The organism is Mycobacterium sp. pW045, from assembly GCF_041287085.1.
GTDB classification, from domain to species: domain Bacteria; phylum Actinomycetota; class Actinomycetes; order Mycobacteriales; family Mycobacteriaceae; genus Mycobacterium; species Mycobacterium algericum_A.
In genome coordinates this window covers 258,160-277,640 of sequence record NZ_JBGGKU010000007.1, presented here as the reverse complement: position 1 = coordinate 277,640, position 19,481 = coordinate 258,160, and the positions used below count along the sequence as shown (strand labels likewise).

Here is a 19,481-nt window from a genome sequence, read left to right as displayed (position 1 = left end):
ACCGGGCCGATCGCGGTATTCACCCCGCGACGCTCAGTCCTTGAAATACACCAGCTGATGGCTGCTGGTCAGCAGCGCACCGTCGCGTGACCACAGGTGTGCGCTCTGGTCGAAGTAGCCGCGCGAGAAGCCATTGGCGTGGGCGCTACCCAGCACGAAATCGCCGCCCACCGCCTCGACCTGCGCCCTGTCGGCGTGGAAGTAGGTGGTCAGCGAGATGGTGCCGGCCGGGAGGAAGCCACCGCGGCGCAGGAACACCCGCGGATAGAAGATGTCGGACACCGCGGCCAGCGCGGCGAAATCCAGCGGCCGCTGCTCGGCGTCCCGCACCCACAGCGTGGTGGTCGACGAGTCGCTGTGCACCCCCTCCTCGGGAATCGGGCCTTGCGTGAAGCGCATGTCGTAGCGCTTGGCCCAGACGATGAACTCGATGAAGTCACTGCGCGGGAGGTCCTCGGGCGCAGGGGCTTTCGGCGGGAGAGCCTCGATGGCGGCCCAGGTGTCGCGGTGCAGGCCAAACACCGCGGTGGCGGTGGTCTTGACCTCGTCGCCCTGACGCAGCTCCAGAATCCAGTGCTGGTTGCTGCGGTTGGTGCGCGGCGCCCGCAACGCGATGTCGAACTCGCCGTCGGCGATGGGGGCGGCGTAGTTGACCGTCAATGCCAGCGGGTCACCGATGCGGTCGGGGTGGGACTCGACGGCGCGCAGCAGCACCGCCGCGGTGATCCCGCCGAACGGCCCGACCATGTTGGCCCACGCCGGTTCGGTGGCTCCGCGGTACGTCGCGGCATCGACGGGTTCCAGGTGTATGGCGCGGTCGAAGGGGTGTGGGGTCACGGGGGATCCTTCGCGGATGGGAGGGATGTCTGCGGTCAGTCGACGGGCGCGGGCGGCGCCGACCGACGGCCGTTGCTCTGACCACGTTAACGTCCGGAAGATCACTGAATAAACCGCAACACGCTCCTGTAATCTGACTGTCTGGTCGGCGACAAAAAAAGGGGACGGGCCCGAACGTGGCAGTCAACGAGATGGTCGGTGCGACCCGGGCTTCGCCGCGCGAGTGGATACGTGACCCCGGTGTGCAGTTGTGGCTGGTAGCCGCGGCCTGCTGGGTCGCACTGCTGGCCGTCGGGCACCACCACGACACGGTGATCGCAGACAGCGCGTTGCACTCGACCGCGGGACTCGTGCTGTCGGTGGTGGTGCTGGCCGGGGCCTGGCTGGAGATGACCGCCGCGATGATGCTGCCGACCACCGTTCCGATGGTCCGGATGTTTCACGTCGTCACGGCCCGCGCCCCGCGAACGGCCATGGTGCGCACCGCTTTCCTGGCCGGCTACCTGGCGTTGTGGATGGTCTTCGCGCTGGCCGCAATGGGTGCGGCCGCGGCTCTGCGGGCCGGAGCCGCGGCCGGCCGGCTGACCTGGTTGGTGGAGCGGCCGAATCTGTTGCTGGCCGCGGTCCTCGGTGTGGCCGGGGTGTTCCAGTTGGCCCCGCTCAAGGATCGGTGCCTGACCCAGTGCCGCGACCCGCGGGCCTTCCTGTACGCGCACTACCGGCGCGGGATTCGCGGCGGCTGGCTGCTCGGCTGGCGACACGGCGTGTCGTGTCTGGGCTGTTGCTGGGCGCTGATGCTGATCATGGTCGGCACCGGCCTGGGCAACGTGTTGGTGATGCTGATGCTGACCGCGGTCATGCTGATCGAGAAGACCGCCCGCTGGGGGCGGCGTCTCGTCATACCGGTGGGCATCGGTCTGCTGGTGGCGGCTGCCGCGGTGGCGCTGTTCGGCGATGTCCTATCGGGCTGGGGACTATACGAGCCGTTAACCGCCCCGGTCGGTGCGCATCAGCACTGACGGGGCGGTGAACCTGAAAGGAGAACAACGTGGGATACCAGCTCAACGGTCGCATGGCCGAGGTGTGCAGTTGTAAGTCGTTGTGCCCATGCACCATCGGTGAGAACGCCGACGGCAACAACTGCGGGTTCAACTGGGTGTTCCACATCGATCGCGGCCACGTCGACGACGTCGACGTCTCGGGGCTCAATCTGGGGTTGCTGGGACATCACGCCGACAACATCTTCGACGTCAACACCCGGGTATTCGTCATCGTCGACGACCGCGCCGACGACACCCAGCAGGAGGCACTGGTCACGGCGTTCACCGGTCAGGCGGGCGGCCCGCTGGCCGACCTGGCCGGCCTGGTCAAAGAGATCGTCGGAGTGACCCGCGCGCCCATCGAGTTCGACGTCGACAAGGGCACCGGCACGTTCAAGGTGGAGGGGGTGTTCGAGGCCACGGTGGAGGGGTTCCGCGGCAAGGACGGCTCGCACACCACGCTGAACAACACCGCGCTCGGCCACGTCTACGGCAGCCTGACGTACCCGGGCAAGGTCGTTCGGCACCGGGTGACCGACACCGAGCACGGCTTGCAGTTCCGGGGACGCCAGTCGACCCAGACCGAGTTCAGCTTCGCGTCCTGAGCCGCGTTTCATGGACCTCTACAAATCGCACCTGGTGCGCCGTGAGCTGATCGCCGAGGGCACCATGGCGTTCTACTTCGCCAAGCCCGACGGCTATGACTACCAGCCCGGCCAGTCATTCCAGCTGACCTTGATCGACCCGCCGCCCACCGACGACAGCAAGGGCCCGACGCGTGAGTTCACCATCGCCAGCGCCCCCCACCAAGACGAGCTGATGGTGGCGATGCGGCTGCGCGACTCCGCGTTCAAGGAGCTGCTCAAGGAAGCGCCGCCGGGGACCCCGGTCACCATCAGCGAGGCCGATGGGGATCTGGTGTTGCACCGCGACGCCGCGCGCCCAGCGGTGTTGCTGGCCGGCGGTATCGGCATCACGCCGTTCCTGTCGATCGCACGGCACGCCGTGCACGCGTCGCTGCAGCACCCGATCCACCTTTTCTACTCCAACTGGCGTCGGGAACTGGCGGCGTTCCTGCCCGAACTCGAACAGCTGCAGCAGGCCAATCCGAACTGCCGGCTGATCGCCACGATGACCGAGCCGCACGCGTCGGCGCAGCCGTGGGCGGGGGAGACCGGCGAGATCAGCGTCGAGTTGCTGCGCCGGCATCTCGACGACCTGATGAGCCCGGTGTATTACCTGGCCGGGCCGCCCGCGATGACGCTGGCGATGCTCGACATGCTGCAGGAGGCCGGTGTCGACGACGCCGCCATCAAATCCGCGGAGTTCTACGGTTACTGATACCGGCCGGCCACGGTCATACCGGTGACGTTGCGGTGACCACCCAGGTGTGTCCGGGGAACTTCACCACCCCGTCGACGCGGTGCCGGCGTAGCTCGCCGCGCAGCTCCTCGACGAGCGCGGCCCAGCCGTCCTCGCCGAGTCGGTCCGCCAGCTCGGTGCGGGCCTGCTGCCCGGTGCGGTTGGACAGGATCATCGTCAGGCGTTCCTCGACGCCGTCGCTGCCGTCGATGCTGAAGTTGCAGACCCCGTCGAACGCCTCCACCGCGATGTCGCTCCAGCCGGCGGCGGCCAGGATCTCGCGTATCCGCTCGGCGTTGCCGAAGGCCAGCGGGCCCGGTTCGGTGGGATCGGCTGGTGCAGGCGGTGATTCCAGTCGCGCCGCCAGGATGTCGACTCCCATGGAGAACATCGGGTTGTCGCCTTCGCGCCAGCACACGAACGCCAGCCGGGCACCAGGTGCTGCCGCGCGGCGAATGTTGGTGAACGCCGCCACCGGGTCGTCGAAGAACATCACCCCGAACCGCGAAATGATCCGGTCGAATGCTGCCCCGGCTGTCAGCAGATCAAGTGTCTGGGCGTCGCCGAGCAGCACGGTGGCTTCGGGCACCCGTTGGCGCGCCGCGTCCACCATCGGCTCGGAGATATCGATCCCGACGGGAGTCGCCCCCAATGCTGCTGCCCGCTGCAGTAACGTGCCGGAGCCGCAACCGATGTCGAGCACCCTGGCGCCGGGTCTGATGTCGGCGGCCCGGATGACCGCGTCGGCGAACGGCGCCAGCACCGCCTCGAAGATCGCCGCGTGATCGACCCAGTCCACGCCTTGGGCTGCCCAGGACTGCTGCTGTTCCTCGTTCGCCATGGTCCTCAAGCCTAGGGTGCCGCACGGTTTAGCCTGATAGCCGTGCATGGCGAGGCGTTCTACACCCAGACCGGGCTCGGACAGTTCGACAGCTCAGCGCTGACCGCCGGGCCGTGGAGCCCGGACAGTCAGCACGGCGGGCCGCCGTCGGCGCTGCTGGCCCGCGAGATGGAGCGCTACCAGCCGCGCGAGAGGCACCGGCTGGCGCGGGTCAGCATCGACATCCTGACGCCGGTGCCGGTGGCGCCGCTGAGCATCAGCGTGGCGGAGATCCGCACCGGCAAACGGGTGCAGCTGCTGCAGGCAACCGCGCAGGCCGGCGGGCGCACCGTGCTGATCGGGCGGGCCTGGCGCATCGCCGCGGCCTCAGCCGATTTCCCGGCGGACGCCGCCGAGCCGGCGCTGGGCGGGGTCGAGCCGGTGGCCCAGGCGTTCACCTTTCCCGACGGCTGGCACGCCGGCGGGTATCTGTCGGCGATCGACTGGTGTTTTCTGGACGGCGGTTTCGCCACCGATGGCCCGGCGCGGGCCTGGGCGCGCCCGAAGGTGGCGCTGGTGGCCGGTGAGGCGATGACGCCGTGGCAGCGGGTGCTGACGGTGGGCGATTCCGGCAGCGGGATCAGCGCCTGCGCCCCACCGGCCGAGCATCCGGCGATCAACTGCGATTTCACCGTGGTGCTGCACCGGAATCCGGTGGGGCAGTGGGTCGGAATGGACTCGCGCACCCTCGTCACGCCCGGGCAGGGCGCCTTCACGCAGACGACGTTCTTCGATTCCGCCGGGCCGGCGGGGCTGGCGACGCAGACGCTGGTGGTCTGAGCGTCCGCGCTGACTCAGAGCAGCCGGCCGACGATGACGAAGGCGGCCAGCCCGAACATCACCGCGTTGATCAGCACGCTCCGCGGCTCATGCAGCCGAGAATGCGCCCAGGCGGCGCCGATCATCACCGCGCACAAGCCCAGCGCGGCCAGCGGCGTCAGCACCGTCCCGATCCCGGTGAGCCCCGGCGCCACCAGTCCGACCGCCGCCAGCAGCTCCATCGCCGCGGTGAAACGCACCACCGGCATGGGAAACATCGCCACCCCGGTCTGGCCGGTGGCGATCAAGCGCTCGCGCGCCATGGTCAGTTTGGCCGCCCCCGATGCGGCGAATACCGCGGCCAAGGTCAGTTGGGCGGCCCACAGTGCAGTGTTCATGGTTTCTTCCTCCCTGTTGGATGTCCCTGTGTAAGACGGATGGCGGTCGCGGAATGTGACGGTCGGTTGTCACATTCGGCGGCACCGGATCGTCTAGGGAGGAGACGGGGAATCAACACGGGAGGTGTGATCACCGATGAGCAATGAACTGCCCTACATCGACGAGCACACGGTTCGGGTGGATGCGTCGCGAAAGGCGGCGTGGGTTGGACTGCGGCGGTACGTGGAGTCCCTGCTGCGCGGCGCGCAGCGCAATCCCCTTGTCGCACTGCTCGGCCCGCAACCCCGTGCCGGTTTCGACATGGCGGAGAGTGTTGAGGAGCAGCGGCTGAGTTTGACGGGACGGCATCGGTTTTCGCGGTATCGGCTGGAATTCGAGCTGAGCGACGCGCCGGGTGGTGGTACGTGTGTGCACGCCCGGTCCTACGCGGCTTTCCCGGGGTTGCATGGGAGTGTGTATCGGGCATTGGTGATCGGGACGCGCTTACACGTTGTCGCGACGAATTACATGCTGCGGGGGATTCGGGCGGCGGTGGTCGGGAAGTCTCGTTGACCTGGATCGGTCAGTTCACTCCTGGCCGACGCCACCGCCGCAGGATCGCCGACGTCGGCATGCTCGGCTATCCTTGCAGCAGCTCACGAGTGGACGGCAGTTCGGGTACCTGGCCCGTCGTCCCGGCAACCGCGCCACCACCGCACGGTGCCCCAGGGGAAGAGCCGGCACGCAGTCAGTGTGCAAGGGGTGGCTGCCCGGGCGCGGCACCACCGGGAAGGCGATATGCCCGAATTGGGCTGGGAACTGTTGCGAGAGTTGGCGGCCGGGTTCGGCGCCGACGCCGACGCCCACCACTACGAGACGGGGGGTTCCACGCGGACCAGGTGGCGTCACCTGTCGAAAGCGGGGCGGACGTGAAGTATGTCCGGCCTGCCTACCGTGACCGGCTCGGTCGCCTCAGCGATGCCGAGTTGCTGGCCTACGCCAGGCGCAAATACGGGAACCCGTACCTGACGTTGGCGGCGGCAAAAGCGATGCGCCAGCTTGAGCTCAAATATCTGCATCTCATCGCGGCCGATGAACAGCGTCGACGACTGCACGCCGTCCGGTTTCCGGCGAGTCCGCGTGAGGCCCAATGAGCACCGAGCGCGGCTGGATCGGTGAACCTCAGCCGCCACGACAGTGGCACAGATCGTATGCATCGGCGCGTGCCGACAAAATCCATGCGGCGCACGAGCAGCGGCGCCGCGAGATCTTGCAGCAGGTAGCCGAAGCTGAGGAGCGACGAAAGTAGGTGCTGTCGCGCAAGCTTGGCGACGAGCCCACCGTGTCGGTGCCTGTTGAAAGGATGCAGGTGCAAGGGAAAGGGAGGTCCACATTGGTTGATTCGACAGTGCAGGGCTACGACATCATCGGTGACATCCACGGCTGTGCGCGCCAGCTCGAAGCGCTGCTCACCGAGCTGGGATACGAGATCGACGACAGCACAGGCGAATACCGCCACCCGCATCGGCAGGCGATCTTCGTCGGTGACCTGATCGACCGCGGCGACGAACAGCTGCGGGTGCTGCAGGTGGTCAAAGCCATGATCGATGCCGGCAGCGCGCAGATCGTGATGGGCAACCACGAGTTCAACGCACTGGCCTACCACACCGAATGGCCGGCGGGCAGCGGTAAGTATCTGCGCTCGCGTTCACCGAAGCACACCGGGCAACACCAGGAGTTTCTCGCCCAACTCGACGCCGACCAGCAGCGCTACTACCTGGACTGGTTCGCCACCTTCCCGCTGTGGCTGGACTTGGGTGGGCTGCGGGTGGTGCATGCCTGCTGGCATGACGAGTCGATCGCGGTGGTGCAGCAACTGTGCGGATCGACGGCGCCGTTCGCCGACCGGGATCACCTCGTGGACGCCAACACCAAGGGGCACGCGCTGTACGACGCGATCGAGAACCTGCTCAAAGGTCCGGAGATCAGCCTGGTCGACGATTACGACCAGACTGCTTACAAAGACAAGGACAACAACACTCGCCACAAGGCGCGCGCCCGCTGGTGGAACAGTGACGCACGCACGCTGCGCGATGTCGCCGTGATGGATGGCGGCTTCACCACTGTCGATGGCGACCCCTACCCGGAATTGCCGGAGCTGGAATTGCTTACCGGCGCGGAGTCGTACGTCTACACCGGTCAGGCCCCGGTGTTCTACGGCCACTACTGGCGGCAGGGTCAACCCGAGTACCGGACTGCCTGGACGCAACGCACCGCCTGCGTGGACTTCAGCGCAGTCAAGGGCGGGGCGCTGACCGCGTACTGCTGGTCGGGGGAGACCGAGATCAATCCCGACAACTACCACCAGCTCGGTGGGAAGTTCCGCGGCTAGGCAGAGCTACACATGCTAATGTATGTGCATGTCTCCGTTGGAGCACCGGCTTCAGATCTTGCTCGACGATGAACGCCATCGCCGTATCACGGCGGCGGCACGTGAGCGCGGTGTTTCGGTGGCAACCGTGGTGCGCGAAGCTATCGATCGTGGCCTCGCCGGCCCAAGCGAGCGTCGCAAAGCCGCAGGGCAATACATTCTCGATGCTCCCGACATGGATGTTCCCGAACCGGCGGAACTGAAGCAGGAGCTGGATGCGATGCGTGGGCGACGCGGATGATTCTGCTCGACACGACGGTACTGGTCTATGCCAAGGGTTCCGAGCACCGGTTCCGAGACCCCTGCCGGGACTTGCTCCAGGCCATCATCGATGGGCACATCGAAGCGACGACAACCCCCGAGGTGATCCAGGAGTTTGTGCATATTCGTGCCCGCCGACTCGATCGCCGGGACGCCGTTACGCTGGGCCGAAGCTATTCTGAGGTGCTCTTGCCGCTGGTGAGTGTGACCGTTGATCACCTTGAGCGTGGCCTGACGATGTTCGAGACGATCCCCAGTATTGGTGCCTTCGACGCGGTCCTGGCCGCGGTGGCCAAGTCCACCGGAGCAACTTTGGTCTCGGCCGACGGTGGGTTTAGCGATATCCCCGGGATCACCCACGTCGTGCCCGATGCGGCGGGCGTCGCCGGTCTACTCGGCACCACCTGATCTGCCCGTAGGCTGGCGGAGTGGCACCCCCGCTCCTGACCGCCGACTTCGCCCGCGAGTTCCCCGAACTCGCGCAGACCTGGCAGGCGGCCACCCCGCCCGACCCGAAGCTGCTGATACTCAACGAAAAGCTGGCTGCAGAACTCGGGCTCGACCCCGACTGGCTACGCAGCCCGGACGGCCTGAAGCTGTTGACCGGCACCGACGTTCCCGACGGTGCCACCCCGGTGGCGCAGGCCTACGCCGGACACCAGTTCGGCAACTACGTCCCGCTGCTCGGTGACGGCCGCGCCCTGCTGCTCGGCGAGCTGGCCGGCGACCACCGCCGCGACATCCACCTCAAGGGCTCCGGGCGCACCCCATTCGCCCGCGGCGGCGACGGCCTGGCGGTGGTCGGCCCGATGCTGCGCGAATACGTGATCAGCGAAGCCATGCACGCCCTGGGGATCCCCACCACCCGGTCACTGGCTGTGGTCGCCACCGGAGAACAAGTACAACGTGAAGCGCCCCTGCCTGGGGCGGTGCTGACCCGCATCGCCGCCAGCCACTTGCGGGTGGGCAGCTTCCAGCTCGTCGCCCAGCAGGCCCGCGCGACCGACGATCTGGGCTTGCTGCGCCGGCTGGCCGACTACGCCATCGCCCGTCACCACCCCGAAGCCGCACAGGCCGAAAACCCTTACCGGGCACTGTTTCAGGCGGTGCTCGAAGCCCAAGCGTCGCTGATCGCGAAATGGATGCTGGTCGGGTTCGTGCACGGGGTGATGAACACCGACAACATGACGATCTCCGGGGAGACCATCGACTACGGGCCGTGCGCGTTCATGGACGCCTACGACCCGGCGACGGTGTTCAGCTCCATCGACTACGCCGGGCGTTACGCCTACGGCAACCAGCCGCTGGTCGCGCAGTGGAACCTGGCTCGCTTCGCCGAAACCATCCTGCCGTTGTTCGCCGACGACGAAGAGACCGCGGTGAACGTAGCGATGGAAACGTTGGAAGGTTTCATGCCGCGCTATCACGGCTTCTGGTCGGCCGGGATGCTGGCCAAGTTCGGGCTGACCGGCAGCGTGGAAGCGGCAGCGCTGATCGATCAGGCGTTGGCGCTGATGAAAGACAACGCCGTCGACTACACCTCGTTCTTCCGGAACCTGGCGCGGGCAGGCCGCGGCGACACCGAGGCGCTGTCACCGGTCTTCGATGAGTGGTTGGCGCGCTGGAAGGCCATGGGGCCCGACGTCGACGCGATGGACCGCGTCAACCCGGTCTACATCCCACGCAACCACCTGGTCGAGCAGGCCCTGACCGCCGCGATGCGCGATGATCTCGCGCCGGTGCGCAAGCTGTTGGACGTCATCAGCGAGCCCTACCGGCAGCGGCCCGGTCTGGAGGCCTATGCCGCGCCGGCCCCGCCGGAATTCGGTGACTACCGGACCTTCTGCGGCACCTGAGCGTGGCTACCGTGTCGTGGTGACCAGCGTCAGCTCCCACGCGGTGAGCCACGGCTTGATCAGCTGCGCGACGGAATAGATGTGCGGGCCGTCGCAGGACGGCTCGGAGTAGTCGCCGTTGGATACCGCGGTGAAGATCCCGATCGCCTCGATCGCGCCATCGGGCCGGATCGCATAGACCGGCCCGCCGGAGTCGCCGCACTTGGCGGTCGCGGCGAACCGGATCTTGTTCTCCTCGCTGGCGACCACCGGGCCGCACATCGCGCCGCCGCTGCGGATCCCGAAATGGCAGACCGTCTGGCCGATTTCGACCCGGTCGGCCAGGCCCACCACCGGATGCCCGTCGATCTCGGAGGTCAGTGGGATCTTGCCGGGCTGGTCGACCGTGATCAGGCCGATGTCGAAGTCATTCCAGTCGTTGCCGTCGTAGATGCTTTCGGCGAAGGTGCCGACGACCGGATATTTGTAGAGCCCGCCGTGGCGGATGGCCACCGCGGCGGGCCCGCCGGGTTTGTTGCAGTGCCCGGCCGACAGCAGCCCGGGCTGGTCATCTTTGGTGCGCACCAGGAACCCCGCGGTGCAGCTGATGTTGTCGGAGCCGTCGGCGGGGCTGACGTTGAGACCGATTCCGGGTCCGATCGCCTTGGCCGCCGGAATCGGGATCGGATTGCCCGCCGGGTGGGTGCGACTGGTCCACACCGTGCCCACCATGACCGCGACGACGACGACCGCAATGGCCACCCGGGTGATCACGGCACTGAGGGGACGTTTACGGGAGGCAGCCATCAGGTGTGCTCCCGGATGGTCGGCGGTGGGATGCACCGACTGTACCGAGGGCTGGGCAGATCGCGGCACGAAGGCGAAGTCAAGCGGACAATTGCGTTCAGGGGGACGCTCGGGAAGGACGAAACAATGAGCACCTCGATTCAATCGCAGAACACCACCCGGATGTTTGCCAGGGTGGTCGGCCCGTTCTTAGCCGTGCTCTGCGTGACTGCCGCAGTGCAGGGCCCGCAGCTATGGACGCGCGTCTCGGATGCCGCCAACGATCCGCTCTGGTCGTGGGTGGCCGGAGCGTTCACCTTGCTGGCCGGCCTGGTGGTGATCGCCTTGCACCCGTACTGGCGCGGTGTCGCAGCATTTAGCGTGTCCGCGCTGGGCTGGCTGACCGCGGTTAAGGGATTTTTGCTGGTGGCGTTTCCGGCGACCGTGATGTCGCTGCCGGCGGACTGGATGGGGGCCGTGACCGTATGGCGGGTCGTCTATGTGGCGTTTGCGCTGCTGGGGCTGTACCTGGCGTATGTCGGGTGGGCGCCGGGGACCAGCGGGACGGAGCCACGGGAGCACAGCGCGAAGCGGGACCTGCCTCGGGCGGCGTGAGGGCCCTTTGGCCCAGCCGCTACCAGTTGCTCGGCGCGTAATCCTTCAGGAAGCACCCGAACAGGTCCTCGCCGGCCTCCCCGCGCACGATCGGGTCATACACCCGGGCGGCGCCGTCGACCAGATCTAGCGGGGCGTGAAAGCCCTCCTCGGCCAGCCGCAGCTTGGTGGGGTGCGGGCGCTCGTCGGTGATCCAGCCGGTGTCCACCGCGGTCATCAGGATCCCGTCGGTCTCGAGCATCTCCGCGGCGCTGGTGCGGGTGAGCATGTTCAGCGCGGCTTTGGCCATGTTGGTGTGCGGATGCCCGGCGCCCTTGTAGCGGCGGGAAAACTGGCCCTCCATCGCCGACACGTTCACCACATATTTACGACGGGCCGCCGATGCCGCCATCGCCGGGCGCAGCCGGCTGACCAGGATGAACGGCGCGGTCTGATTGCACAGTTGCACCTCGAGCAGCTCCAGGGCGTCGACCTCGTGCACCCGTTGGGTCCAGCTGTTGGTCGCGGCGGTATCCGGCAGCAGCCCGCCGGCGTCGATCGCGGTGCCGGCGGCAATCCGTGCCGGGGAGGCGCTGCGGGCGGTGAGGGCCAGCTGGGTCAGCGCGTGCGGCTGCTGGTGCTCGGCGAGGCTGCCGGCCAGCGCCGCCGGGTGCGCGTCGCTGACGTGATCGAAAGTGATCACGTCGACCAGCTCGGCTGCCGGGGTGCGTTCGGCCTCGACCAGGGCGGCGTACGAGCCGGGTGCGCGGCGCACCGTCTGCGCGGCATTGTTGATCAGGATGTCCAGCGGGCCTTGGTTGGCCACCGCGTCGGCCAGCGCGACGACCTGGGCCGGGTCGCGCAGGTCGATGCCCACCACCTGCAGGCGGTGCAGCCAGTCGGCATGATCGGGCATCGCGGCGAAGCGGCGCACCGCATCGTTGGGGAAGCGCGTCGTGATGGTGGTGTGGGCGCCGTCGCGCAACAGGCGCAGCGCGATGTACATGCCGATCTTGGCGCGCCCGCCGGTGAGCAGGGCGCGGCGGCCGGTCAGGTCGGTGCGGGCGTCGCGTTTGGCCCGACTCATCGCGGCGCAGTCCGGGCAGAGCTGGTGATAGAAGGCGTCCACCTGCGCGTAGTGAGTTTTGCAGATATAGCACGGCCGCGAGCGAATCAGGGTGCCCGCAGACGTGCCCTTAGTGGCCGATACCAGCGGAATGCCTTGAGTCTCGTCATCGATGCGGCCCGGGGCGCCGGTGGCGGTGGCGGCAATGACGGCGTTGTCGGCAGCGGCCACCGCGTCGCGCCGGGCGGTCCGGCGCTCCTTCTTGAGCGCCTTGAACATCCGCGCGGTGGCGCGGCGGACGGTGATCGCGTCGGGGTGTTCGGGGGGTAGCGCGTCGACCTCGGCGAGCACCTGCAGGCAGGTGGCGAGTTTTTGCGGGTCGATGCCGGTCACGCCTGGTAAGGGTACGGGGCGTGTTCGGCAATGCCGATCAGGTCCGTTGCTGCCCAGTTCGAGAGCGTTACCGGGCCGGTGGGGTGTCGGACGTGGGTGCGCCGGGATCGAGCTTGTCGGCGCGTTGGTATTCGGAGTCCAATTCGCTGCGCGCGGTGGCCGCATCGCTGCGGTGTTGGTGCGCCTGGTGTTCCAGGTTTTCCGCTTGTGCTGCCAGCGCTTCGGATTCGGCTCGCATGGCGCGGCTCTTGGCCGCGATCTGCTCGGCGTGGGCTTCGCGCTGTCCCACCTCATGAGCCTGCTCGGCGGCTTTGTCGCGGATCTCCTCGGCCTGGCGCCGACGCCGCTCGGTGCGCTTGTTGCTCGCGATGAAGGCCAGAGCGATCAGGACCAGGACGGCCACGATCGCGACGACAACGATGAGAATGATGGTGCTGTTACTCATTGCGGTCCACCCGATTTCTATAAAATGGGACTAATAAGCGTTGTTTTGCAGCATGCCCGGTTCTCGCTGCGCATAAACCCAGGTGAAGAGCTGTCCGGCGTCGTTGAAATCAACTCTTTCTCAAGCTCGCAGGGGACCGCCAGCGACTAGGTGATCCGGGACAACGCACGACCTGATCGGGGTGTCGGCACCTCCCTCTAAGCTGCTCGGCAATGCGACACCGGGGGTCGTTGGTGTCGCCTTGCCTCAAGGAGCTCATGGTGACCGATCTCGACCACAGCGCACGGCCGGATCAGGTGCCCAATGGTCGGCACGCCAAGCCGGAGCCGCTGGTCGCCGCCGGCCAGCCGGCCCCGCACGAGCCGAGCGTCGCGATTCACGCGGTCTCCGACCTGAGCTACCCGATGGCGCACTGCCGCATCCCGGTGATCGACCACATCGCGATAGACAACGCCGGCGACGAACTACGCGGTGCGGTAATCCACCTCGAAGTCATGAGCGCAAACGGCTCCCACGGCGGCCCAAAAGAGATTCATCTGGATCTCGCGGCCCATGCGCCCACCGTTCTGCGCGACGTCGCCCTGCTGCTCGACCCGGCCTCGATGCTCGCCGTCGACGAGCCGCGGCCGGGCACGATCCGCGCAGTGCTGTGCGACGCTCACGGCGCGGTGCGCGCCGAGGCGGAAAAGGACGTCACGATCCTGGCCGGTAACCAATGGAAGGCCCGCCCACTGCAGCTGGCCCTGGAGATGCTGGCAGCCCACGTTCAACCCAACGCTGCCGCCGTCACCGCACTGATGCTCAGGGTCTCCGATCGCCTCATGGCGCTCACCGGAAACTCGGGCCTCGACGGTTACCAAAGTGAGGACCCGGCCCGGGTTGACGCTATCGCCCGGGCGGTGTTCGAGACCATCCGCGACTGCGATGTGCGTTATGCCGAACCGCCGGCCAGCTGGGGTCTGGACGGCCAGAAAGTCCGCACGCCCGCGGAGGTGCTCGAGGGCCGGCTCGGCACCTGTCTGGACACCACCCTGACGATGGCCGCCGTTTTGGAGCAGGCCGGGATCAACTCGACGATCTGGGTGCTCCATGGTCATGCGTTCCTCGGCTATTGGCGCGTGGACTCCGCGCTGCCCGATGTGTCGACCACCGAGGCCATCGACGTTGTGAACCTGGTCGACTTGGACCAGATCCGGCTCGTAGAAACCACCATGCTCACCGGTGGTGCGCAGGCCGCCGACTTCACCGCCGCGATCGCCAACCCGCGAGCCAAGCACCTATCTGCGGATCTGTCGAACATCCTCGGGATCACCGACATTCGGCAAGCCCGCGCCGCCCGGATCTACCCGCTGCCCAGCCACGCAACCGACCGGCACGGCAACACCACCGTCTTCGAATATCAACCGAGCGCCAGCCCTGCGATCGCCCCGTACGTGCGCCCCGAGACCGTCCACCAGACGCCGCAGGAGACAGTGCCGGAGCGGGTGCGGCAGTGGAAGAACGCGCTGCTGGACTTGAGCCTGCGTAACCGGCTGATCAACTACACCGAGCGGGCCGGATTCGCGCTGGCAATACCAGGCCCGGCGCTAGCCCGCTTCGAAGACGACATCAACGCCGGCGCCCGCATCAAGCTGCTGGCCTCCGACGAAGTCAGCAGCGTGGACGCGGCGCGCGGCATCCGCTACGGCCGAGAGCTGCCCGAGGATGAGCGCACAGTGCTGCTGGCCGACAAACACAGCGCCTACCTCGACGTCACCGCCGCGGCGTACAAATCCCGGCTGCGCAACCTGGCCTACAAAGCCAAGACCATCACCCAGGAGACCGGCGCCAACAATCTCTACCTGGCGTTCGGGATGCTCAACTGGCGCTTGGGTGATCGCGAGCTGCGCTCTCCGGTGGTGCTGGTGCCGGTGAGCCTGTCCACCACCAACCGCGGTGACCGCTATGTGCTGTCCATCGACGAGGCCGGCATATCCACCCCGAACTATTGCCTGATCGAAAAGCTGCGGGTCAGTTGCGGTTTGGAGATTCCCGAGCTGGCCAACCCTGCCGAGGATGCCTCCGGCATCGACCTCGCCGGCACCTTCGACGCGGTGCGCCGCGCAATCGCCACCGCCGGCCTGCCCTTCCGGGTCGAGGAAAACGTGGCCCTGGCGATCCTGCAGTTCGCGAAATTCCCGCTCTGGAAAGATCTCGACGAGTCCTGGGCGGCGCTGGCCGACAACAGCCTGGTGCGCCACCTGATCGATACTCCGCTGGCCGCCTACACCGATCCGGTGCCGGCACCCGACGGTGTCGATCTCAATGAACTGCGGCCCCACATGCCGGTGCCCGCCGACTCCTCGCAGCTGCAGGCGATTGCCGAAGCTGTTGCCGGGCGGACATTCGTGCTGGAAGGCCCGCCGGGAACCGGCAAATCGCAGACCATCACCAACCTGCTCGCGCACGCGATGGCATCCGGGCGGCGGGTGCTGTTCGTCGCGGAGAAGAAGGCCGCTCTCGACGTGGTCAAGAAGCGGCTGGACGCCGTCGGACTGGGCGAGCTGTCGCTGAACTTGCACGACAAGTCCGCCCGCCCGGCGGCGGTGCGCGAACAGATCAAGACCGCGCTGGAACTGCGGGTCACCGCCGACAGCGAACGGCTGCGCACCAACCAGCAGATCGCCGCCGCGGCCCGCACCACGTTGGCTCGCTACGCCGAGCGGCTACACGCCGAAAACGCCGCCGGACTGTCGGCCTACACCGCCCGGTCCAAAGAACTCGCCGCCGACCAAGACGTGCCGGCCCTGGACGTGCCTCGTGAGCTGGTGGCTGCTGCCAGCCCGGAAACGTTGCAGCAGCTCGGGGAGCTGCTGCGGGCGCTGCCGGCGGTGGCTGACCTGGCCCGGCCGAGCGCCGATCACCCGTGGGGGTTCCTGGATGCGGTCCCGGCCGATGTGTCCGGGACCTACCGTGCCGCAGTGGAATTCGATGCCGCGCTGGCCGGGCTCCTTGACGACGGGCAGCCCCACGGCATCGGGTTGGCGCAGCTCGACCGAGTCGGTGAGCCGGCTGCGCTGGCGGGCTGGGTGGGATTGGCCGGCGCACCCCGCTATCCGATGGCCGGTATCGACGCGCTGAATACCGCCGACTGGGCTGCAGAACTGACCGCGCTCGGGCAGGTTGTGGCCAGGTTGGCGGCGCAGCGCCCGGGCTGGCTGGACACCGCCGGACCACAGGCGATGGATCTGGACATTCCGGCGATCCATGCCGCCGCGCTGGCCGCCGACGAGTCCGGGTTCTTCGGGCGCAAGAAACGTCGCCACGCCGTGCTGGCCGAGTTGGCCGACGTGCTGGTGGTCGATGCGGCGAGCATCGACCTCAAGGGCCTGTCGACCGGCACCGCCGCAATGGCCGAAACCCACGCTCTGGTCACTGATCTGCGCCAGCGGGTATCCCGGCTGCCGGTCACCCTGTTAGACGGCGACTGGAATCCGCTAGTTCCCGAGACCGCCGCGCAGCTGGCGTTCGGGCTGGATTGGCTGCGCCGGCTGGTCGCCGTGCTGACGACGGATGGTTCGCACGTCGCCGACCTGCGCGACTACTACACCCGCACAGCTGTGGGGGCAATGGCCGGGCCGCTGGAGCGGCTCGGTACTGCCTGGAGTGGGCTCAATCAGGCCACTGGGGTGACGACGGATACGCAGCGCGCCTGGGCCGACGGTGCGTTCTTCGAACGGTGGTGGGCGGGCCGCAGTGCGCGACGGCTGGACACCCCTGCCGCGCTGGAGAGTTGGGTGGACTTGATCGGTCACGTCGAGCCGCTGCGCGCCGCCGGCATGACCGCCGCACGTGCGGCGATCCTGACCGGCGGGGTGCCCGCCGAGGACGCCGCGTTGGCATTCGAGCGCGGGGTGGCCGCCGTGTCGGTTACCGAACGCCTCGACGCCAACGCACTGGCCGGCTTCGATGTGGCCGCCCACGGCAAGACCATCCAACGTTTCACCTACGCCACCCGCGCCATCCGCGAGGAACTGCCACGGGCCATCCCGGCGGCGCTGCTGGCCGAGCGCCGCTTCGACTCGTGGTCGGAGAGTGGGCAGGTGGGTGGGCTGCGCCGGCAACTAGAGCGCAAACGCGGCGGGATGAGCATCCGGGCTCTGCTGGACAACTTCGGTGAGCTGATCACCGCGATCATGCCCTGCACGCTGATGAGCCCGGATTCGGTGGCCCGGTTCTTCCCGGCCAAACCCGGGCTGTTCGACGTCGTGGTGTTCGACGAGGCCTCCCAGGTGCGGGTGGCCGACGCCGTGGGGGCGATGGGCCGCAGCGCTTCGGTGGTGGTGGTCGGCGACAGCAAGCAGATGCCGCCCACCAGCTTCGCCGAAGTCGGTACCAGCGATGACGAAGACTACGCCCCCGACCTGGTGGTCGACGAGGAGTCGATCCTCACCGAATGCGTGCAATCCCAGGTTCCGCGTCAGTGGTTGTCCTGGCACTACCGCAGCCAGGACGAGGCCCTGATCGCGTTCTCCAACCAGAACTACTACGAGGGGCGGTTGGCCTCGTTCCCGGCGCCGCGGGCCGGCTCCGATTCCGGACACGGGGTCTCGCTGGTCCGGGTCGACGGGGTATTTGAGCGTTCCGGCAAGGGTAAGACGCTGCGCACCAATCGGGTCGAGGCCGAGCGAATCGTCGCCGACATCCGCCAGCGCTTCGCGTTGTCGCCGTCGGTGGCACCGTCGCTGGGGGTGGTCACCTTCAACGCCCAGCAGCGCGACTTCATCGAGAACCTGCTGCGTGACTCCGGTGATGACCGGTTGGTGGCGGCGCTGGACGAGCCCGACGGGCTGTTCGTGAAAAACCTGGAGAACGTTCAGGGCGACGAACGCGACACCATCTTGTTCTCGGTGGCATTCAGCGCCAACGACAAAGGCGTGGTGCCGCTGAACTTCGGGCCGCTGTCGCGTCCCGGCGGTGAGCGGCGTTTGAATGTGGCGATTACCCGGGCCCGGCGTGAAGTGGTGCTGTACTCCAGTTTTGATCCGGCGGCGCTGCGCGCCGAGGAAACCAGCCAGGTCGGAACGAAGCATTTGAAGGCCTACCTGGAGATGGCCGCCCGAGGGGTCGACGCACTGGGCGGTGGTGGCCGGCGCCAGCCGGTCTTCGACTACCACCGCGACGATATCGCTGCGGCGTTGCGGTCTGCTGGGTTGCCGGTCGCCGCAGATGTCGGACTGTCGGATTTCCGGGTGGATCTGGTGCTCTCCGATCCTGCGGCGCCCGACGAGCCGCTGGTAGCGGTCCTGCTGGACGGGCCGGGCTGGTATTCGCGACGCACGGTGGCCGACCGGGACGGCCTGCCGGTCGATGTGCTGTCGGGACTGTTGAAATGGCCGGCGGTAGAACGGGTCTGGCTGCCGGAGTGGTTGCAGAACCGGGATGCGACGGCGGCGCGGCTGCGGCGGGCGGTGGAGGAGGCGCGGGAGCGCAAGGTCGCGCCGCCGGTCGAGGCTGTGGCTCCGCCCGAGCCGGTCGCGCCGGTGGTGTCGGAACCCGAGCCGGTGGCCGAGGAGCCGCGCGAGCTGGCGCCGCTGCGGTCAGCACCGGCCGCACCGGTTGTGGCACCAGCGCCGGTTTCGCGGCGGCACCCGATGCTGCAGACATTCCACGAATGGGAACCGGTGGTGGCCGGTGATATCAGTGTGCTGGACGACATCGCGATGCAGCATGCAAAGCAGAAGGTGCGCACCGTCATTGAGGCGGTGATCGCCGCTGAGGGTCCGATCCACCCGGATCGGCTGGCCAAGCTGGTGGCCGGGGCGTTCGGGCTGAATCGGGTGGCGGAGAGCCGCCGCAAGGCGATCCGGCAGCTGGTGCCCGCCGAGTATCGCCGACGCTCCGCCGATCCCGAAGGCTTCTACTGGCCGACGGGTATCGACCCGGAGACCTGGCGGGCGGTGCGCTGTCCGGCCGAGGGCGTTGTGCGGCCACTCGACGAGGTCAGCCTGATCGAGATCGGCAACGCCATGCTGGTGATCGCGGAGCAGACCGGCGGGATCGAGGCCGAGGAGCTCCAGCGGGAGGCGCTGGGGTTGTTCGGGGGAAAGCGGATGACGGCGGGGATTGAGGCGCGGCTGGGGGAGGCGTTGGAGAGGGCGCTCCAGAAGGAGTTGTTGAGCGCGACGAGTGGCCTTTTAGCTGTCGGCAAAAATCTCAGGCCATAGCGCTAACGCTCGGCGGTTTTTGAGTAAACGGGCGTGGTGGAGCGTAGGCCCAGCGCTCTGACGTAGGCGAGACGTTCGCGCGTCACCGTGCTGTTGCGAGCTACCCTGCGCTGTCGCCGAGTCCGTGCCGGACCAGATCTCTCGGGGACCCCAGCAGACAAGTTCATAGCGCTATGATTTTTTCGAAGTGGCCGACGACTTTCCGCGG

18 protein-coding genes and 1 riboswitch are annotated in these 19,481 nt (G+C 67.6%); of the genes, 12 read left to right on the top strand and 6 right to left on the bottom strand.

The genetic code is table 11. From position 1 onward, the window contains the following. Nucleotides 1-33: 33 nt before the first annotated feature. Nucleotides 34-837, bottom strand: coding sequence for an acyl-CoA thioesterase (locus ACAG20_RS13950; RefSeq protein WP_370492939.1), 804 nt, complete (start codon nucleotides 835-837; stop codon nucleotides 34-36). Between the two features lie 176 nt (nucleotides 838-1,013). Here ACAG20_RS13950 and ACAG20_RS13945 point away from each other — a divergent pair, with 176 nt between their 5' ends. Genes ACAG20_RS13945 through ACAG20_RS13935 form a run of 3 tightly spaced genes read left to right on the top strand, consistent with a single transcriptional unit; the run spans nucleotide 1,014 to nucleotide 3,218 of the window. Continuing rightward, nucleotides 1,014-1,856 (top strand): DUF2182 domain-containing protein, encoded by an 843-nt coding sequence (locus tag ACAG20_RS13945; protein ID WP_370492938.1) that lies wholly within the window; start codon nucleotides 1,014-1,016, stop codon nucleotides 1,854-1,856. Between the two features lie 29 nt (nucleotides 1,857-1,885). Continuing rightward, on the top strand, nucleotides 1,886-2,482 hold the full coding sequence (locus ACAG20_RS13940) for a DUF1326 domain-containing protein (protein ID WP_370492937.1): 597 nt from the start codon (nucleotides 1,886-1,888) through the stop codon (nucleotides 2,480-2,482). A 10-nt stretch (nucleotides 2,483-2,492) separates the two neighbouring features. Then, entirely contained in the window at nucleotides 2,493-3,218 is a 726-nt protein-coding gene (locus ACAG20_RS13935; protein WP_370492936.1) for a ferredoxin--NADP reductase, read from the top strand. Nucleotides 3,219-3,234: 16 nt separating this feature from the next. Here the strand turns inward: ACAG20_RS13935 and ACAG20_RS13930 are convergent, their stop codons facing one another. Continuing rightward, nucleotides 3,235-4,080, bottom strand: a complete 846-nt coding sequence (locus tag ACAG20_RS13930) for a class I SAM-dependent methyltransferase (RefSeq protein ID WP_370492935.1) — start codon at nucleotides 4,078-4,080, stop codon at nucleotides 3,235-3,237. Between the two features lie 42 nt (nucleotides 4,081-4,122). Between ACAG20_RS13930 and ACAG20_RS13925 the strand changes: the two genes are divergently transcribed. Next, complete coding sequence (locus ACAG20_RS13925) at nucleotides 4,123-4,899, top strand: thioesterase family protein (RefSeq protein ID WP_370492934.1); 777 nt, start codon at nucleotides 4,123-4,125, stop codon at nucleotides 4,897-4,899. Nucleotides 4,900-4,913: 14 nt separating this feature from the next. Here ACAG20_RS13925 and ACAG20_RS13920 read toward each other — a convergent pair whose 3' ends face one another. Continuing rightward, nucleotides 4,914-5,276 carry a DoxX family protein gene (locus tag ACAG20_RS13920; protein ID WP_370492933.1) on the bottom strand — a complete coding sequence of 121 codons (363 nt, stop codon included), beginning with the start codon at nucleotides 5,274-5,276 and terminating at the stop codon, nucleotides 4,914-4,916. A 136-nt stretch (nucleotides 5,277-5,412) separates the two neighbouring features. On the opposite strand from ACAG20_RS13920, the gene ACAG20_RS13915 reads away from it, so the two are divergent. The 6 genes from ACAG20_RS13915 (at nucleotide 5,413) to ACAG20_RS13890 (ending at nucleotide 9,804) form a co-directional block, all read left to right on the top strand. Next, the gene (locus tag ACAG20_RS13915) at nucleotides 5,413-5,829 is read left to right on the top strand and encodes a hypothetical protein (RefSeq protein WP_370492932.1); all 417 of its coding nucleotides are present in this window, start codon (nucleotides 5,413-5,415) and stop codon (nucleotides 5,827-5,829) included. 81 nt (nucleotides 5,830-5,910) lie between these two features. Continuing rightward, nucleotides 5,911-6,024, top strand: a riboswitch (SAM riboswitch). A gap of 131 nt (nucleotides 6,025-6,155) precedes the next feature. Next, nucleotides 6,156-6,410 (top strand): hypothetical protein, encoded by a 255-nt coding sequence (locus ACAG20_RS13910; RefSeq protein WP_370492931.1) that lies wholly within the window; start codon nucleotides 6,156-6,158, stop codon nucleotides 6,408-6,410. 239 nt (nucleotides 6,411-6,649) lie between these two features. Continuing rightward, entirely contained in the window at nucleotides 6,650-7,648 is a 999-nt protein-coding gene (locus ACAG20_RS13905) for a metallophosphoesterase (protein WP_370492930.1), read from the top strand. 28 nt (nucleotides 7,649-7,676) lie between these two features. Continuing rightward, nucleotides 7,677-7,928: a CopG family transcriptional regulator gene (locus tag ACAG20_RS13900; RefSeq protein ID WP_370492929.1), complete on the top strand. Its 252-nt coding sequence runs from the start codon at nucleotides 7,677-7,679 to the stop codon at nucleotides 7,926-7,928. After that, a complete protein-coding gene (locus ACAG20_RS13895) occupies nucleotides 7,925-8,356 on the top strand; it encodes a type II toxin-antitoxin system VapC family toxin (protein ID WP_370492928.1) in 432 nt (143 codons plus the stop codon). Before ACAG20_RS13900 ends, ACAG20_RS13895 begins: the two co-directional genes overlap by 4 nt. A 20-nt stretch (nucleotides 8,357-8,376) precedes the next feature. Next, on the top strand, nucleotides 8,377-9,804 hold the full coding sequence (locus tag ACAG20_RS13890; protein ID WP_370492927.1) for a YdiU family protein: 1,428 nt from the start codon (nucleotides 8,377-8,379) through the stop codon (nucleotides 9,802-9,804). A gap of 6 nt (nucleotides 9,805-9,810) precedes the next feature. Here ACAG20_RS13890 and ACAG20_RS13885 read toward each other — a convergent pair whose 3' ends face one another. Continuing rightward, nucleotides 9,811-10,590 (bottom strand): S1 family peptidase, encoded by a 780-nt coding sequence (locus ACAG20_RS13885; protein ID WP_370492926.1) that lies wholly within the window; start codon nucleotides 10,588-10,590, stop codon nucleotides 9,811-9,813. A gap of 126 nt (nucleotides 10,591-10,716) precedes the next feature. On the opposite strand from ACAG20_RS13885, the gene ACAG20_RS13880 reads away from it, so the two are divergent. Continuing rightward, nucleotides 10,717-11,184, top strand: a complete 468-nt coding sequence (locus ACAG20_RS13880; protein WP_370492925.1) for a hypothetical protein — start codon at nucleotides 10,717-10,719, stop codon at nucleotides 11,182-11,184. Between the two features lie 19 nt (nucleotides 11,185-11,203). Here the strand turns inward: ACAG20_RS13880 and ACAG20_RS13875 are convergent, their stop codons facing one another. Then, complete coding sequence (locus ACAG20_RS13875; protein ID WP_370492924.1) at nucleotides 11,204-12,622, bottom strand: SDR family NAD(P)-dependent oxidoreductase; 1,419 nt, start codon at nucleotides 12,620-12,622, stop codon at nucleotides 11,204-11,206. 67 nt (nucleotides 12,623-12,689) lie between these two features. Next, on the bottom strand, nucleotides 12,690-13,067 hold the full coding sequence (locus ACAG20_RS13870) for a hypothetical protein (RefSeq protein WP_370492923.1): 378 nt from the start codon (nucleotides 13,065-13,067) through the stop codon (nucleotides 12,690-12,692). 260 nt (nucleotides 13,068-13,327) lie between these two features. Here ACAG20_RS13870 and ACAG20_RS13865 point away from each other — a divergent pair, with 260 nt between their 5' ends. Then, nucleotides 13,328-19,273, top strand: a complete 5,946-nt coding sequence (locus ACAG20_RS13865) for a DUF3320 domain-containing protein (protein ID WP_370492922.1) — start codon at nucleotides 13,328-13,330, stop codon at nucleotides 19,271-19,273. The last annotated feature ends 208 nt before the right edge of the window (nucleotides 19,274-19,481 follow it).

Coding starts and splice junctions, on each gene's coding strand:
- ACAG20_RS13935 (WP_370492936.1), top strand. CDS start 2,493: ATGGACCTCTACAAATCGCACCTGGTGCGCCGTGAGCTGATCGCCGAG.
- ACAG20_RS13885 (WP_370492926.1), bottom strand. CDS start 10,590: ATGGCTGCCTCCCGTAAACGTCCCCTCAGTGCCGTGATCACCCGGGTG.
- ACAG20_RS13915 (WP_370492932.1), top strand. CDS start 5,413: ATGAGCAATGAACTGCCCTACATCGACGAGCACACGGTTCGGGTGGAT.
- ACAG20_RS13870 (WP_370492923.1), bottom strand. CDS start 13,067: ATGAGTAACAGCACCATCATTCTCATCGTTGTCGTCGCGATCGTGGCC.
- ACAG20_RS13900 (WP_370492929.1), top strand. CDS start 7,677: ATGTCTCCGTTGGAGCACCGGCTTCAGATCTTGCTCGACGATGAACGC.
- ACAG20_RS13930 (WP_370492935.1), bottom strand. CDS start 4,080: ATGGCGAACGAGGAACAGCAGCAGTCCTGGGCAGCCCAAGGCGTGGAC.
- ACAG20_RS13895 (WP_370492928.1), top strand. CDS start 7,925: ATGATTCTGCTCGACACGACGGTACTGGTCTATGCCAAGGGTTCCGAG.
- ACAG20_RS13920 (WP_370492933.1), bottom strand. CDS start 5,276: ATGAACACTGCACTGTGGGCCGCCCAACTGACCTTGGCCGCGGTATTC.
- ACAG20_RS13880 (WP_370492925.1), top strand. CDS start 10,717: ATGAGCACCTCGATTCAATCGCAGAACACCACCCGGATGTTTGCCAGG.